We start from the raw sequence: 16549 nt of genomic DNA on the forward strand, positions 1-16549 counted from the left end.
ATCAAAATGAAAGAAGGACAATCGAGTCGCACAGCAGAAGCAGCCGCAGCATTACGTGCCAATCATTTTCAAAATGCTGAAAATCCAGTCTTTTCTGACCCTTTTGCATTTGAATTAACCAGTAAGGGCTGGAAGAAATTGTTAACCACTTCGGTAACTGTGAAAGTAATGAATTCCGTTGTGTTTAACCGTACTTTTGGTTTATTGACTGGACAAGTGGTTGGGCGTTCAAGATATGCGGAAGATTTACTTGAGCAAGCAATGGCGCAGGGGATTCAACAATATGTGCTCGTAGGAGCAGGCCTAGATTCTTTTACCCTGCGACAGGCCCAGAAATACCCACAGTTAAAAATATTTGAAGTAGATCATCCAGATACCCAAGCAGCAAAACAAAGCAAACTACGCCAATATGGTGCACTTCCAGAGAATGTTGAATTTGTTGCGATTGATTTTGAAAAAGAATCGATTGCAGATGCTTTAGCACGAAGTTCTTTTCAGCAAGATCAGGTGGCTTTTTTTTCATGGTTGGGGACAACCCATTATCTAGAACCAGCAACGACCTTAAATACTTTGGCAAGTATTGCACAGATTGCCACACAGGGGAGCGAGGTGGTCTTGGACTACTCGGTTGACTATCGTGAGTTGGAGGGCATAGAGCGTTTAGGCACCTTGTTTGTGTCGCAATTTACTCGGTTTTTAAAAGAACCCTTAAAAGGGCAATTTAGACCAAAGACACTGCATCAGGCAGTAGAACAAATGGGGTATATCGTTACTGAGGATTTATCAGGTGATGGTTTAAGTGAGCGTTATTTTCATGCTCGACCTGATCATATCCGTCATACCATCGCAACGCATATGTTGCACTTGCAATTAATGTGAGCTTGATTCAGTAATAAATGAGTTGATACGAAAAACCCCTTAAATCCGAACTTAAGAATTTAAGGGGCTGTTGATTAACGGCGTTGGTTATAAACAGCCAAAGCAGCTGGTAAGTTTTTACGCATATCACCAATACGTTGAGTATTTGATGGGTGAGTTGATAAGAATGAACCGCCACCAGCGCCATCTAAACGATTCATTTTTTCCCATAGACTGATTGCTGCATTTGGGTTATAGCCTGCTTTCGCCATGAGCATTAAACCACCATAATCGGCACGGCTCTCTAAATTACGTGAGTATGGTAAGCCGATCCCCACTTGACTGCCTAAATCGATTGCTGCGCTGCCTAGATCACCTATGCTGCTACCTGCATACGATTTACCAATGCCAATCGCAAGATTTGTTAAAGCTTGAGCACCAATTTTACTTTTGGCATGTTCTTCGAGCGCATGGGTCATTTCATGGCCCATTACCGCAGCAATTTCATCATTGGTTAAATTAAGCTTGTTCACAATCCCTGTATAGAAAACAACTTTACCACCTGGTGCTACATAGGCATTAACAGTATCCGATTTGAGTACTGCAAGTTGCCATTGAAAACGTTGACCAGTCTGGTTCATTTGATCTGCATACGGTTTTAAGCGATTAAATACAGTATTGATACGCTGATAAGTACTTGAACTACTATCCAGTTGGTTCTTAGCACGTGCTTCTTGCGTCATTTTTGCGAAGCTCTGTGCAGATTGAGCATTTAAAGTTGCGCTATCTGCGCCAGCCATGTCTGCGAAAGATGCGCAGCCAGAAATTGTCATTACGGTCATGGCACAAAGGCTTAAAGCTAATTTCTTCATACTTATTCTCTCCAAATCAGTATCTTATGAATATAGTCTTGATTAGGGTGGATTATAGAAAATGTTGGCAGCAGTTAATATTCTGAATATCTCTATAATCATTGTAATTATGTAATCAGTAAGGCTTATTCTTTGTTAAAAAATGAAAGCCAGTGACGAGCACTGGCTTTGTTTAAGAGTTAATTCGATCTTAGATCAAATTAGTCTTCGTCATCGTATTCTTCTTCTGTAAAATTATTTTCTTCTAAAGAAGCATCAAAAATTAAGATTGCTTTACCATCAGTTTGAATCATACCTTGATCTTCAAGTGTCTTGAGGACACGTCCAACCATTTCGCGAGAGCAACCCACGATACGACCAATCTCTTGGCGGGTGATACGAATCTGACGACCATTTGGCAAAATCATAGCTTCAGGTTGAGCCGATAAGTCAATTAAACAACGCGCAATACGACCTGATACATCAATGAAGGCTAGATCAGTGACTTTACGTGTTGTATTTTTAAGACGACGGACCAGTTGAGCAAACACAGCGTAACTTAGATCTGGGTATTGTTTACTTAACTCGTGGAAATTGTCGTAAGAGATTTCTGCAATTTCACAGACATCTCGTGTACGTACTTCTGCAGTACGTTGAGGGTTCTTTTCAAAAAGCCCCATTTCACCAAAAAAATCGCCTGGGTTTAGGTAGGCAACTACAATTTCACGTTCGTCATCTTCACGTAAGATAATTGACACTGAACCTTTTAATATTAAATACAGTGATTTTGATTCCGTTCCAGCGTCAACAATCGTGGTGCGTTTAGGGTATCTATTAATATGAGCACGTTTTAGCAAAGCTTTAACTGATTCAGGTAGTTGACCTGGAGATAAAGCATCAGTGCTAAGTTGTGAAAAATTTGAAGTCATGCTTAAAATTTCCGAATTTGGATAAAACCGATCGCACAGGCCCTTGGTAGAGCCTTTTCTACACAGAAGAGATGAAATTCCTTATCAACTCATTTTATGTTAGTGTACAAGAACAGAGTAAATTTATAACGTTTTTCGGGTAGTTGCAATGCAAACAAGTGTACATTGGTTAGAGAATGTTGCTTTTGAGGCAAAATCAGAAAGTGGCCACACTTTGGTGATGGATGGTTCTGCTGAATATGGGGGTGAAAACCGTGGTCCACGTCCTATGGAATTGATTTTAATGGGACTTGGTGGGTGTGCTTCGTTTGATATTGTGACCATTTTAAAGAAATCTCGCCAAGATGTGACGGATGTTGTATGTCAGCTCAAAGCTGAAAGAGCAGACTCCATTCCTGCAGTGTTCACTAAAATCCATTTGCATTTCGTAGTGACAGGTAAAGCAGTGAAAACCAAGCAAGTTGAAAAAGCTGTTGAACTCTCTGCAGAAAAATATTGTTCAGCCAGTAAAATGCTTTCAGATGGCGGTGTTGAAATTACTCATGATTTTGAAATTATTGAAGCTGCTTAAACAATAAATTATTAAGTTTTTCTAAAAAGTGATCTATTTTTATAGATCACTTTTCTTTATAAGCTTTTCTTTTTATTTTAGAAATAATTGTGGGTCTACTCGCGCATTATTCAGGCTCATTCCCCAGTGTAAATGTGGTCCAGTGACTCGACCGGTTTTACCAACCAATCCCAGTGTTTCACCCTGATGAATCTGCTGTCCCTTTACGACATGAATTTTACTCAAATGACAGAACATACTGATTAAGCCTTGGCCATGATCAATCAGTACAGTATTGCCATTAAAGAAATAGTCTCCTGTTTGTACGACGATCCCATCAGCAGGTGCTACTACTTTTTGTCCAACAGGCGCAGGAATGTCTAAACCAGAGTGGGGAGCTCGTTCTTCGCCATTGAAAAAGCGTTTTCTGCCAAATGAATTACTAAATTTACCTGCCGTAGGTCGAATAAAGTTAGGAAACTGGGTCCAGTGACTTTGGGAAAAAGAGCTATAAATATCATTTTGCTCTTTCGCTTCTTGAGCATAACGGTCGAGTTGATCTTGACTGGGATTGACATAGTCTTGGTTTTTAACCTTTAAACGCTGTTCGGCATATTGATAAGGCTTTACTTCGATTTGAATTGGTGTGGTATTGCTTGTTAAGGTCAAGCCACCTAAGGGAGCCGAAAGTGGAATGCCAAACACGGCATAGCGTTGAGTCCCTTGTTGTGTAATCAAGACAGGTTTTTGTTCATAAAAAACTTGTGTGGTGCTTGTTGGAAGCGGGATCACAGCAACACCACCAGCACGTCTTGAGTCCTGTGGCAGTTGTGCAAAAGCAGCATGAAGTGGAAGCAGGGAAGCAACACTGAGCAAAATTGTTTTTAGAGACATGATGAGCATTTTTAATTGAAGCAAAGGGTTAAACTAAAAGGTTCACCTTAAAATCACAATAAGGATTTTGTGCAAAACCGAATAGACAGAAAAATTATACAAAATATACTTGAAATGGATCGTTTATACACCCATATTAATACTGAGTTTTATTTCTTTAAATTTTTATAAAATATTGAAAAATATATAAATTTTATTTGAAATTTTAAAAAGCGTTCCCATCTAAGTGATAAGTTAAGAATTTGTTGTGAGGAATAACAAGAATGCGATTTGAAAAATTTACAAACCGTTTACAGCAAGCACTCTCAGACGCACAATCATTGGCAATGGGTCAGGATCATACTGCGATTGCAGGGATTCATATTCTGTCGACTCTTTTGAAAGAACCTGCCAATCTGAGTTTATTGCAACAAGCGGGCGCACGTTTACCAGAGTTAAAGCAAAAACTTGAACAAGCGTTAGAGAATGCACCAACGTTGGCGAATCCTACGGGTGATATCAATTTGAATCCTGAAGCGGTAAAGGCACTGAATTTAGCTGACCGCTATGCACAAAAAGCAGGTGATGAATTTTTATCAACCGATTGGGTGTTGTTGGGGCTGACAGAAACAGGTGAAACCAAAAGCATTTTAAATAGTGTTGGTGTAACACCAGAAAGCTTACGCAAAGTAATTGAAAATATTCGAGGAAATGACAAAGTTATGAGCAATAATCACGAAGATCAACGTGACTCACTCAATAAATATACCATTGACCTAACTGAGCGTGCTTTAGCGGGCAAGCTCGATCCTGTGATTGGTCGTGATGATGAAATTCGTCGTACCATTCAGGTTTTATCTCGTCGAACCAAAAATAACCCGGTATTGATTGGTGAACCAGGGGTGGGTAAAACAGCAATTGTAGAAGGTTTAGCACAACGTATCGTCAATGGTGAAGTGCCTGAAGGCTTGAAGAATAAGCGTGTACTGTCATTAGACTTAGGCTCATTGCTTGCAGGTGCAAAATATCGTGGTGAGTTTGAAGAGCGTTTAAAAGCGGTTCTCAAAGACTTGGCTAAACATGAAGGTGAGATCATCCTGTTTATTGATGAGTTACATACTCTCGTCGGTGCTGGTAAGGGTGATGGCGCAATGGATGCAGGTAATATGTTGAAACCTGCTTTAGCGCGTGGTGAATTGCGCTGTGTGGGTGCAACAACATTGGATGAATATCGTCAATACATCGAGAAAGATGCTGCACTTGAACGCCGTTTCCAAAAAGTGCTCGTTGATGAGCCGAGTGTAGAAGATACTATTGCGATCTTACGTGGTCTAAAAGAAAAATATGCAACCCATCATGGGGTGCAAATTTTAGACTCAGCCATTATTGCTGCGGCGAAAATGTCACATCGTTATATCACGGATCGTCAATTACCTGATAAGGCTATTGATCTGATTGATGAAGCGGCATCGCGGATCAAAATGGAAATCGACTCGAAGCCTGAAGCTTTGGATAAACTTGATCGTCGATTAATCCAATTGAAAATGCAATTGGAAGCGGTGAAAAAAGATGAAGATGCTGGCAGTAAAGCCGAGGTCAATCATCTTGAACATCAAATTGCTGAAAAGCAAAAAGAGTACAACGATCTAGAAGAGATCTGGAAAGCTGAAAAAACGCTGGTTGAAGGTGATAAAAAAGCACAAGTTGAACTGGATCAAGCACGTGTTGCTTTAGAAAAAGCAAAACGAGAAGGTGATTTGGCGGAAGCTGCACGTTTGCAATATGGCGTGATTCCAGAGTTACAGAAACGCTTGGAACAAGCCGAGGTTGCTGAGGAAAATGAAGAGCCGAAACTGATTCGTACCAAAGTGACTGAGAATGAAATTGCTGAAGTGGTCAGTGCGGCAACAGGTATCCCAGTGGCGAAAATGTTGCAGGGTGAACGTGAAAAACTGCTGAATATGGAAGAGTTCTTGCATAACCGTGTGGTTGGACAAGATGAAGCCGTGGTTGCTGTTTCCAATGCAGTCCGTCGTTCACGTGCGGGCTTATCTGACCCGAATCGTCCAAGTGGCTCATTCTTGTTCCTTGGACCAACAGGTGTGGGTAAAACTGAGTTGACCAAAGCATTGGCGAACTTCTTGTTTGACAGTGATGATGCCATGATCCGTATTGATATGTCTGAGTTCATGGAAAAACACTCAGTCAGTCGTTTGGTCGGTGCGCCTCCGGGCTATGTTGGTTATGAAGAAGGTGGTGTGCTCACTGAAGCTGTACGCCGTAAACCTTACAGTGTGGTGTTATTTGATGAGGTGGAAAAAGCGCATCCAGATGTATTTAACATCCTGCTACAGGTGTTAGATGATGGGCGCTTAACCGATTCGCAAGGTCGTGTGATCGACTTTAAAAATACGGTGATTGTGATGACCTCGAACCTTGGTTCACAAGATGTGCGTGAACTAGGTGAAGGCGCGACCGATGACGAGGTTCGTGCTGTGGTCATGAATGCTGTTACACAGCATTTCCGTCCAGAGTTTATTAACCGTATTGATGAGTTGGTGGTATTCCATTCACTGCAAAAGGCACAGATTCGTGGTATTGCGGATATTCAGTTAGATCGTTTACGTTCACGCTTGAGCGATCGTGATATGGGCTTAACTGTGGATGATAGCGCTTTTGATCTATTGATCGATGCTGGTTTCGACCCTGTATACGGTGCACGTCCATTAAAACGTGCGATTCAGCAACAAGTGGAGAATAACTTGGCTCAGAAAATCTTGTCTGGGGAATTCCAGCCGGGGGATAACATTTTAATCAAAGGTGAAAGTGGTCATCTGGTCTTTGATAAAATGAAACTGAGTTAAGCGAAATTTGAACGTTTGGCTAAAAAGATGGTGATGAAAATCACCATCTTTTTTTGTATCAGTGCAACTGGTCAGATTTTTGCAGGAATATTACCAATAACATTGCGACTTTGTGAAAAACTTGATAGTTTCGGAACAAATAAGAAAAAAATTCAGGATGAATTGCAATGGAAAAGAACAGACATCATTGCACAAATGCTTGTGTAATTTTGTTGATGACTGCCTTATCTTCAATGGTGCATGCCGCACAACCATTGAGTGAAGGCACGCTCGCCTTACAAACTGCTATGCTGAATAATGCACTTCCCAGTATTCTCATTAAAGCGCAACAAGATGCCTTAAAGCCTGAAGAAGAACGTTGGCGTTCACAACGGATCTTGAGTGATAAATACTTGGGTGATATTCGTGTCAGTACGATCTTAGGAGGCGTTTTGTCACCTCATGAAGAGCAGAAGAAAGTGTTGGCTGTTGATAATCGAGATAAGCGGGCTGCGACCATCAAACCACATGAACAGCCACCTGATCGCTACATGATTTATGAGTTCGAGTCAGGCAATGTTCATGTGACTTATAACGATGACGTAAAAGCCGAGCTAGTGATTAAATAGCAGGGTGTTGAATTTTCCAAGCACGATGAATTTTTTGATTCCGTTTAAAATCTGGACCAATCGTTTCAGAGGTGATTTCTTCAACCTGATACATCGCCTCAATTTCTTCATCTAACTCAAAACCACGATAGTTATTTGAGAAGTACAGGGTTCCATCACTGGTTAAGCGATTCATAGCACGTTTAAGAAGTGAAACGTGGTCACGCTGTACGTCAAAAGTTCCATAGAACTTCTTTGAGTTTGAGAAGGTTGGTGGGTCAATGAAAATCAAGTCATATTGCTCATGACCTTCTTTTAGCCATTCAAAGCAATCACTTGCAAAGAACATGTGCTGTTCATCTGCATGATCGACAGTCAAACCATTGAGTACAAAGTTTTCTTTCGACCAATTTAAGTAAGTATTGGATAAATCGACACTAGTCGTACTAGCAGCACCACCTAAAGCGGCATGTAGGCTTGCAGTTGAAGTATAGCTATAAAGATTTAAGAAGTGTTTGCCTCGCGCTTCTTTGGCAATTCTTAAACGCATCTGACGATGGTCCAAGAATAACCCCGTATCCAAATAATCAGTCAAATTTACCAAGATACGTGCTTTGCCTTCCTGAACGATAAAACGTTTAGAGGCAGTACTCTGTTTAGTGTATTGGTTTGCACCCGCTTGTTTTGCACGTGTTTTAATAAAGATAGCATCACGACCTAAACCAGTCACAGCCCGGATGGCAGCAAGAGCAAGGTTAAAACGTTTTTTTGCTTTTTCTGGATCAATAGTTTTTGGTGGCGCGTATTCTTGAACATGCAAACGATCGCCATATAAGTCGACTGCGACGTTAAAGTCAGGCAAATCGGCATCATATAAACGTAAACAGAAAACATTTTCTTTGACTGCCCATTTTTTCAATGTTTGCATATTTTTTTGCAAGCGATTGGTAAAGTCTTCGGCACCTTCAATTTTTTCAAACTGTTGTGGCTGCCAAGTGGCAAGGAAAGGTTGTGTCACTGTTGCAGGTTTAACGGTACCAAAACGGATATAAATTGGTAATTTACCATTCATTAAACGTAAGGTTTGAGGATCGTTAATAGCAAGTACATCTGCTTGTTCAATTTGTGCTGCAATAACAGCCACAGACTGATTTGGGAAATTCTTTTGTAACAGTCCAGATAAACCTAGATAAAATGCACGACTAGAGGCTTTATCACCTAAACGTTCGCCATAGGGAGGATTTGTAACGATAAATGCTTTTTTACCTTCGGCATGGAAGTCATCCCAATCGGCCAAGGTACGTTCTTCAATCTGAATTTGATCGAGTAATTTTTCGAAACCAGCCGCAATTATGTTTTGGCGCGTTGCTTTTACAGCCTCCCAATCAGCATCATAAGCATAGAATTTAGGTAGTGGCTGTTCTAAAGCCTTTTCATGACGTTCAGCAGCTTCAGCTTTTAATCCTAACCAAAGTTCATGGTCATGACCATGCCAACCATTAAAGCCAAAACGACGCACTAAGCCTGGTGCACGGTCTGTTAAAATGAGTAGAGATTCGATAATAAATGTGCCTGAACCACACATTGGGTCAAGAATAATATCTGGTTGGTATTTTGATAATTGGGCTTTTTGTAGAATCGCTGCTGCCAAGTTTTCTTTAATGGGTGCATCGGTCATATAGCGTCGGTAGCCGCGCTTATGTAAAGAATCACCAGATAAGTCTAAGCAATAAGTATGTTCAGTTTTACCTGCTAGAGCGTATAGGGTAATTTCAGGCTGCTTGATATCAATACTCGGACGCTTACCAACGGCTTCCATAAAAGAATCCACTACACCATCTTTAACTCGTAGGGTCGCGAACTGTGTATTGACCTTGATTTCACGTTCAACATGTAAGCGAACTGCAAAGGTACTTTGTGGTGCAAAAATCAGTGACCAGTCAAAGCTAATCGCGCCTTCATAGAGTTCTTCGGCTACATCACGTGCATCATGGGTATGTTCAAGTTCGTGGGTATGAATGGGTAAAAGCACGCGAGAGGCAAGGCGTGACCACATACAAACGCGATATGCATTTTCAAGTGTGCCTTTAAACACTAAACGCCCAGCAAAACGTTGGATATTTTGAATGCCTAAATCTTCAAGCTCTTGTTGTAATAAGGTTTCAAGCCCGTCCGCACAGGTCACCCAATAGTCTGTTAGACGTTGTTTAGCATTCATTCAAATTTCCAAAAACATTTTTAGCAATCGGCTATTTTAACTGATTTTTGCTTGCTCTGTCGGTGCATATTTGTGTGATTGTCAGCTTTATTCTGCATTAATCGATATTTTTTGAATAATTTTATCTGTGTTTGGGGGATTCAAAAATGTGATCAAGTGCATTTTTATTTTTTATTTTAATAGTTGGTACAGCTTTTGCATTTCTCTTGATGAATTATCAGTAAATATTTCTCCCAATGATGTGAGGACTTTATGAAAGAAAGCATGAATAACGAAGTATTGGTCAATGCTGAAGCTTTTACGATTGCAACTCAAATGTATGTCCGTTTAAGACGTGTCTGTGGTCGTGTGATCGATGTAATGTATCTCGTTAACAATAAAGATTATGCCAAGCATGTGCTGGATATCGCCTTAACAACTCAGGACCCAGAGTTGGAACGTTTTGTACATCGTTTAAGCCCATTGATTGATTTATATCCTGAGCCAAATCCATTGGTGGTGGAGACAAAAACTGCAACTGAGAAACAACCGGCTGAGATTTTGGAAACTTATTCCATGGAAGTTACCGATGAAGAAATTTATCAAGCACAGGTACATCATCACTATATTGGTGCATTAAGGTAAATTATAAGTCATTAAAAAATAGAATATTAAAAGGATGTAGAGATGATATTTACATCCTTATCTTTATTTTGGAGTATTTGTATATGGATCAATATTCAGAACCTATGTTCTGATATCTTATAAAAATAAGATCATGGAAAAGATCTAAAAGATTTTTACTTAAGTGCTGAAAAGTTCAACTGCGAATGAAATCCAAAGTCTGTATAATGCGTTAACTTAACGTGTTAGGAATCTCTTATGCACTTGGCGGCATTGCATACTTTGAGTCAGATCCAGCTCAATCAACAAGGAAATCTCAAGCACTTTTTAACAATTGAAGGTCTTTCCAAAGAAACCTTAACCAAGATTCTAGATACAGCGCAAAGCTTTTTAGATGAAAATAATAACTTAATCAATCGTCCGTTGCTTGAAGGACTGACGGTGATGAATCTTTTCTTTGAAAACTCCACTCGTACCCGTACTACGTTTGAGGCTGCAGCAAAGCGTTTGTCTGCCAATGTCTTAAATATTGATATTGCACGTTCAAGTACCTCTAAAGGTGAAACGCTACGTGATACGCTTTGGAATTTGGAAGCGATGGCAGCGGATATCTTCGTGGTGCGTCATTCATCTTCTGGTGCAGCACATTTTATTGCCAAAGATGTGTGTCCTAAGGTTGCGATAATCAATGCAGGTGATGGTCGTCATGCGCATCCGACCCAAGCCATGCTGGATATGTTGACCATTCGTCGTGAGACCAAAAAGCCTTTTGAAGAATTAACGGTTGCGATTATTGGTGATATCAAGCATTCACGCGTCGCACGCTCAAATGTAGCGGCATTGCAAACATTGGGTTGTAAAGACATTCGTGTGATTGCACCAAATACCTTATTGCCAGTGGCCTTTGATGAATATGGCGAACATGTACGTCTGTTTAACAAAATGGATGAAGGCGTAAAAGACTGCGATGTGATTATTGCCTTGCGTATTCAAAATGAACGTATTGATTCACCTGCATTATCTTCACAAGCTGAATTCTATAAAATGTATGGCTTAAACAAAGAGCGTTTGGCATTGGCTAAGCCTGATTGCATCGTGATGCATCCGGGGCCAATGAACCGTGGAGTTGAAATTGATTCAAGCGTTGCCGATGGTGATCAATCTGTTATTTTGAAGCAAGTCACCAATGGGATTGCAGTTCGTATGGCAGTGTTGGCACTTTCGATGCAAGGGCAGTTACAAGAACAAGGTTTAATTGAAGCGATTGCGCTGTAAAGGATAGATCACATGAGTATAGTAAAAATTGAAAATGTCCGTGTGCTCGATCCAATTCAAAAAACTGATCAAGTCAAAACGGTATATATCGAAAACGGTAAGTTGGTTGATGCAGTAGATCAAGTCGATGAAACGATTGATGGCCAAGGCAAATGGTTAATGCCAACCATGGTTGATCTTTGTGCACGTCTACGTGAACCAGGGCAACAACAGCATGGAACCTTAAAGTCAGAAGGTAAGGCGGCGCGTGCCAATGGTATTTTGCATGTGATAACACCACCTGATTCAAAACCAATTGTTCAAGATAATGGCGCTTTAATTCATGGCTTGATTGAAAAAGCACAATTGGATGGCGGCATTTATCTACAAATTATTGGTGCGCAGACTCAAGGTCTGAATGGTAAACAACCTGCCAATATGGCGGGATTGAAGAAGGGTGGATGTACTGCGGTTTCAAATGCCAATGCAAGCTTTGAAAATGATGATGTGGTCATTCGTACTCTGGAATATGCAGCAGGTTTGGGCTTGACGGTCGTGTTCTATGCAGAAGAACCACAAATTGCCAAAGATGGCTGTGCGCACGAAGGTTTTATTGCTTCTCGTCAAGGTTTACCCATGATTCCTGCGATTGCTGAAACCGTTGCGATTGCCAAATACTTGATCATGATTGAAGCAACAGGCGTGAAAGCACACTTTGGTCTGTTGTCATGTGGTGCTTCGGTTGATTTGATCCGCGCAGCAAAAGCCAAAGGTTTACCTGTCACTGCCGATGTTGCTATGCATCAGTTACATCTGACTGAGCAACTGACCGATGGTTTTAACTCACTTGCCCATGTACGCCCACCGTTACGTTCTGAGCAAGATAAGGCATTATTGCGCCAAGGTGTGAAAGAAGGCGTGATTGATGCAATCTGTACCCATCATGAACCACTTAGTAGCTCAGCGAAAATGGCTCCGTTTGCAGAAACACAGCCAGGGATTACTGCTTTTGATACCTATGTCGGTTTAGGTGTGCAGTTGATTCAAGAAGGTGTGTTTGAACCTTTGGAATGGGTGGAGAAAGTCACCTCTATTCCAGCACAAGTGGCCAATATGACGGATCGTTGGTTGCAAGAAGCCGGTTGGGTGTTGATTGATCCAGAACTACAGTGGACGGTGTCTAAAGACAGCATCCTGTCTCAAGGTAAAAATACGCCATTACTTGGTCAACAGCTGACAGGTAAGGTGATGACGACCTTCGCATAAATGATATGCAAACGGCAGAATAGGGCGATCAAGTCCTATTCTGCTTTGTAAAGTGTGATGTAGATATTGTATTTAAATTTTACAAAGCTGATAAAAATAAAAAAATTAGATTAAAGTAAGAAAATAAATGAGATGTGCTTTACATAAAATTATAAAAAATGAGAATTAAACAATTGAAATAATTGGAGCTAAATCATATGGCTATTCACCCAATGGAGCTGCTTAAGCAAAAAGTATCCTCTATTATTGTCAATGATCAAACATGTCTAGTAAATGAAAAAAATGATGTTTTATCAAGATTTTATCCTATTTTTTTGCATCGTTTTTTACAGAAACCAGAACTTGTTGATCAGTTAAAAGAGAAGCTGACACCTTCTGTTTTTGACCTGATGGAAGAAAATGAAAAAGTAAAAAATGCATTACTGTTAAGGTTGGCAGCAGGTAAAGTTTCGGTTGCAGAGGTAGAAATCACATTAAATCGAGCGATCCCGAAGAGTCTAGCAGTACTTTCAAATGAAATCGGAAATGATGCAATCAGCATTATTCATTACCTTCGTGAACATCAAGAATCGATAAATGGACTGTTGCCAAATTGGTCGGAGGAGGTGCTTGCTCTATTAGATGAAGTTCCAAGCGTAGCAGTGTCATTAGAAGAAATTACTGAGCCGGTTGAGATAGCGCCTGAAAAGAAATCTTATCGTTTATTTCCGTTTCTTACACTCATTTTTGCGAGTTTTTCCTTGCTGTTTCTATATCAATTAAGCAAGTAAAATGCCTTATTATGAAGATGAAATTATTCCTTATCGCACAATTTATAACTCAACTGAATGATGATCTAAAGCGATTTGGCTTTTACTCGGTTTTGTAAAGTGTGATGTAAGTATTGTATTTAAATGATATAAAAAACGAATAAAAAACACACAAATGATTAGAATGAAAAAGCTTCAGTTTGCTTGTACTTCGCATTTTTCTTAAGCGATCTGAATATTATAAATTTAATGTGTTGGAGAGAATAACAATGTCAATAAACCCAATAGAATTGTTAAAGCAGAAAGTGACCTCTGTGCTTGTGAGTGGTCAAGATGGATTGGCGAACGAAAAAAGTGCGCTGTTATCTAAGTTTTACCCGATTTTTCTTTCGATTTTAGCTGCAAAACCTGAATTAATTCAGAAACTAAAAGAGTCAATTTCACCTTCATTATTCGATTTATTTGGTCATAATGATCAAGTTAAAAATGCATTATTATCCAACCTCGCAGGTGGTCAGCTTCCCATAGCTGAAGCAGAGCAAACATTAAACCAAGCGCTTCCAGTCAGCCTTGCTGCTTTAACAAGTGAAGCGGGTAATGATACCCAAAGTATTGTTAATTATTTAAAACAGCATGCGGATTCAATTCGTGCGCTGTTACCTGCATGGGCGGTAGGTTTGCTTGCACCTTTAGGTCTCGTTTCGAGTGCTACAGCCTCCACAACGAGCTTAGCCAGTGCGACCGCGACAACAGGAAGTAAGTCACGTGCTTGGCTCCCGATTGTAGCACTGATTATTTTGGCACTGTTGGTCGCATGGTTGTGGAAGTCATGTCAACATAAGCAAATGGAAGTACCTGTAAGTAATGAGGATTCACCGGCATCACAAGTCGGTACGATGATTGCGCCCGCGAGCTTGGCATTAACCACCGATGCTAGTGGTCATGTTGCACAGTGTCAGGTCATGGTTGGTGATCAAGGGTTCCTTGCCAGTATTCAGGCCAAGGTCAAAGAAGTTTTTTCTTCTAATCAGGACTGTACGGTAGATACAGCAGGTACGGCTGCAACACATGCAGGCTCGTTTACTGATCAAGCAGGACTAGCAGGTGTTTTGGGATTGCTTAAAGGGGTTCCAAATGTTTCCTTGGAATGGGTAGGTGATAAGATCACCTTAAAAGGTGCAGATGCAGCTAAACTCAATGAGTTGCTTAGCAAGATTAAAGGATTAGTACCAAATACCGAGGTGGTTGTCGAAGCGCCTGTTAGTGCTGCTGATTCGGTAAGTAATAGTCTAAATGCAGCACAGGATGCATTGGCAAGCATTGATGCTAATCAGGTTGATATCAACGCCGTGATTAAAGCACTTAATCTACAGATTATTAATTTCTCAACGGGATCTAATCAGATTCCAGATGAAAACAAAGCGATCTTGGATAAAGCCGCTGGCTTAATGAAAAATAGCAAAGATGCAAAACTGACCGTTGCAGGCTATACCGATTCAACAGGTAATGCCAATAGCAATAAAACGCTATCCCAAAAACGTGCACAGGCTGTGGTGGATTATTTAGTTAGTCAAGGCGTGGATGTGGCACAACTCACAGCAGTGGGACATGGTGCAGATAACCCTGTTGCAGATAATACAACTGAGGAAGGGCGTTTTAAAAATCGTCGTATTGAGTTTTCAATTACTCCTTAATTGAGGGTTTGTTGAAGTTTTAAAGGAGTTATTGAGAAAATAACTCCTTTTATTTTAATTGTTTATTTGAGTGAATATGATTTTAAATGCGAACGCCTAAATAAAATCAAATAAAAGACTCGAAAGTATAGATTTAAATTGAGTAGAATACGCGCGAAAAACAAGATAATAGAGCACTAATATGAATAAGTTTTTTATATTCACAACATTAACAGCAGCAGTGTTATTAACAGGTTGTGACAAGTTCAAGCCGAAAGATAAAGTTGAAAATACGGATGCGGCTGTCGCTGAGTGGAGTTGTACCAATCAAGACAACTTAAATAATATTCAAGCGGCATTGAAAAAAGACTATTTAAAACAAATCGAGCGTAGCCTAAGGGAAAGTGGGTATCAGGCAGATTATGATGTTTTGGATAAAATCAATAAAGGTCTGAAATTCGAAATTAAAAATGTGCGTACCTTGGATACAGCAGAAGGTGAGCAAGCGTCAAAAACACAATTGAGCTGTGAAAGTCAGTTAATCGTCCAATTCCCGAAAGGCTTACAAAAGCGTGCAGAAAATGCCTATGCTGAGCAGCAGAAAAATTGTGAAGAGTGTGAAGGCGATTATAGTGCCAGTACTTTAGCTGATTATTTTGCAGATAATGAATATTCACTGACCTTAGAAGATGACAAGCTCAAAGGTAGCTTTTTATATGACATTACCAAGACGGATAAAGATGGTTTAGTGTTTAATATTCCTGATCAAAATGCAGTGATTGATGGTGTGGTCTTTATGGCGACCAAAGCCGTGCAATATGTGGCCTATTTAAAAGAAAACCGCTTGATTGAACAAAGCAATGAGCAAGCTCAGCAGCAATATGATGCAGAAGAGTCGGCACAAATGGGCTTGGCTCAAAAAGCAATGGATATTCGCAAGAAAGAGTTAGATGCTGAAAAAGCACAGCAGGTTGAACGTTTAAATCAAACTTGGGACAAGTTTAGTGCAGAGCAAAAAGCACAGTTGCAGCAAGACCAGTCTGATTGGTTTGAAAAACGTGATGTTGATTGTAAGGTGCTTGCTCAAAAGCATGTATCTGATATTCCTGAAAAAGATTTAGAAACCTATCAAAAGCAATCACGCTATTGGAATGATGCGATGCGTCAACAAGATCAAGATATGCAGTACACCAAGTGCTTCACCCAACGTACCATAGAGCGCATTGTCTATCTCAATAATGTCAATTAAGTAAGCAACAACAAGAAGGACGAAT

Annotated in this window: 15 protein-coding genes; 11 read left to right on the top strand and 4 right to left on the bottom strand. The window is 40.2% G+C overall.

All coding sequences use genetic code 11. The features are described 5' to 3' along the window. Positions 1–6: 6 nt before the first annotated feature. Positions 7–879, top strand: a complete 873-nt coding sequence (locus tag A7P54_RS04045) for a class I SAM-dependent methyltransferase (protein WP_171548738.1) — start codon at positions 7–9, stop codon at positions 877–879. A 74-nt stretch (positions 880–953) separates the two neighbouring features. On the opposite strand, the gene A7P54_RS04050 is transcribed toward A7P54_RS04045, so the two are convergent. Both A7P54_RS04050 and crp read right to left on the bottom strand, forming a co-directional pair. After that, on the bottom strand, positions 954–1730 hold the full coding sequence (locus A7P54_RS04050; protein ID WP_004806331.1) for a M48 family metallopeptidase: 777 nt from the start codon (positions 1728–1730) through the stop codon (positions 954–956). Positions 1731–1930: 200 nt separating this feature from the next. Then, the gene (gene crp, locus A7P54_RS04055; protein WP_004806333.1) at positions 1931–2638 is read right to left on the bottom strand and encodes a cAMP-activated global transcriptional regulator CRP; all 708 of its coding nucleotides are present in this window, start codon (positions 2636–2638) and stop codon (positions 1931–1933) included. A 148-nt stretch (positions 2639–2786) separates the two neighbouring features. On the opposite strand from crp, the gene A7P54_RS04060 reads away from it, so the two are divergent. Next, positions 2787–3209 carry an OsmC family protein gene (locus A7P54_RS04060; protein ID WP_171548739.1) on the top strand — a complete coding sequence of 141 codons (423 nt, stop codon included), beginning with the start codon at positions 2787–2789 and terminating at the stop codon, positions 3207–3209. Positions 3210–3281: 72 nt separating this feature from the next. On the opposite strand, the gene A7P54_RS04065 is transcribed toward A7P54_RS04060, so the two are convergent. Continuing rightward, on the bottom strand, positions 3282–4082 hold the full coding sequence (locus A7P54_RS04065) for a peptidoglycan DD-metalloendopeptidase family protein (protein WP_171548740.1): 801 nt from the start codon (positions 4080–4082) through the stop codon (positions 3282–3284). Positions 4083–4345: 263 nt separating this feature from the next. On the opposite strand from A7P54_RS04065, the gene clpB reads away from it, so the two are divergent. Genes clpB through A7P54_RS04080 form a run of 3 tightly spaced genes read left to right on the top strand, consistent with a single transcriptional unit; the run spans position 4346 to position 7533 of the window. Then, positions 4346–6925, top strand: a complete 2580-nt coding sequence (gene clpB, locus A7P54_RS04070; RefSeq protein ID WP_004806339.1) for an ATP-dependent chaperone ClpB — start codon at positions 4346–4348, stop codon at positions 6923–6925. 27 nt (positions 6926–6952) lie between these two features. Beyond that, positions 6953–7132, top strand: a complete 180-nt coding sequence (locus tag A7P54_RS04075; protein ID WP_017402360.1) for a hypothetical protein — start codon at positions 6953–6955, stop codon at positions 7130–7132. Next, positions 7093–7533 carry a hypothetical protein gene (locus A7P54_RS04080; RefSeq protein ID WP_004806342.1) on the top strand — a complete coding sequence of 147 codons (441 nt, stop codon included), beginning with the start codon at positions 7093–7095 and terminating at the stop codon, positions 7531–7533. Before A7P54_RS04075 ends, A7P54_RS04080 begins: the two co-directional genes overlap by 40 nt. On the opposite strand, the gene rlmKL is transcribed toward A7P54_RS04080, so the two are convergent. Then, positions 7526–9730 carry a bifunctional 23S rRNA (guanine(2069)-N(7))-methyltransferase RlmK/23S rRNA (guanine(2445)-N(2))-methyltransferase RlmL gene (rlmKL, locus tag A7P54_RS04085; protein WP_171548741.1) on the bottom strand — a complete coding sequence of 735 codons (2205 nt, stop codon included), beginning with the start codon at positions 9728–9730 and terminating at the stop codon, positions 7526–7528. The genes A7P54_RS04080 and rlmKL overlap by 8 nt on opposite strands. 252 nt (positions 9731–9982) lie before the next feature. Here rlmKL and A7P54_RS04090 point away from each other — a divergent pair, with 252 nt between their 5' ends. The 6 genes from A7P54_RS04090 to A7P54_RS04115 all read left to right on the top strand — a co-directional run bounded on the left by A7P54_RS04090 (position 9983) and on the right by A7P54_RS04115 (position 16524). Beyond that, positions 9983–10354, top strand: coding sequence for a hypothetical protein (locus A7P54_RS04090; RefSeq protein WP_004806346.1), 372 nt, complete (start codon positions 9983–9985; stop codon positions 10352–10354). A gap of 237 nt (positions 10355–10591) precedes the next feature. Beyond that, complete coding sequence (locus A7P54_RS04095) at positions 10592–11608, top strand: aspartate carbamoyltransferase catalytic subunit (protein ID WP_171548742.1); 1017 nt, start codon at positions 10592–10594, stop codon at positions 11606–11608. A gap of 12 nt (positions 11609–11620) precedes the next feature. Further along, the gene (locus A7P54_RS04100; RefSeq protein ID WP_004806348.1) at positions 11621–12853 is read left to right on the top strand and encodes a dihydroorotase; all 1233 of its coding nucleotides are present in this window, start codon (positions 11621–11623) and stop codon (positions 12851–12853) included. Between the two features lie 197 nt (positions 12854–13050). After that, positions 13051–13623, top strand: coding sequence for a hypothetical protein (locus A7P54_RS04105; RefSeq protein WP_004806349.1), 573 nt, complete (start codon positions 13051–13053; stop codon positions 13621–13623). A gap of 248 nt (positions 13624–13871) precedes the next feature. Beyond that, entirely contained in the window at positions 13872–15296 is a 1425-nt protein-coding gene (locus A7P54_RS04110; protein WP_171548743.1) for an OmpA family protein, read from the top strand. Positions 15297–15477: 181 nt separating this feature from the next. Then, complete coding sequence (locus tag A7P54_RS04115) at positions 15478–16524, top strand: DUF1311 domain-containing protein (RefSeq protein ID WP_171548744.1); 1047 nt, start codon at positions 15478–15480, stop codon at positions 16522–16524. Positions 16525–16549: the final 25 nt, after the last annotated feature.

This window comes from Acinetobacter sp. Ac_3412, assembly GCF_013072675.1.
In the GTDB taxonomy this organism is placed as follows: Bacteria; Pseudomonadota; Gammaproteobacteria; order Pseudomonadales; family Moraxellaceae; genus Acinetobacter; species Acinetobacter higginsii.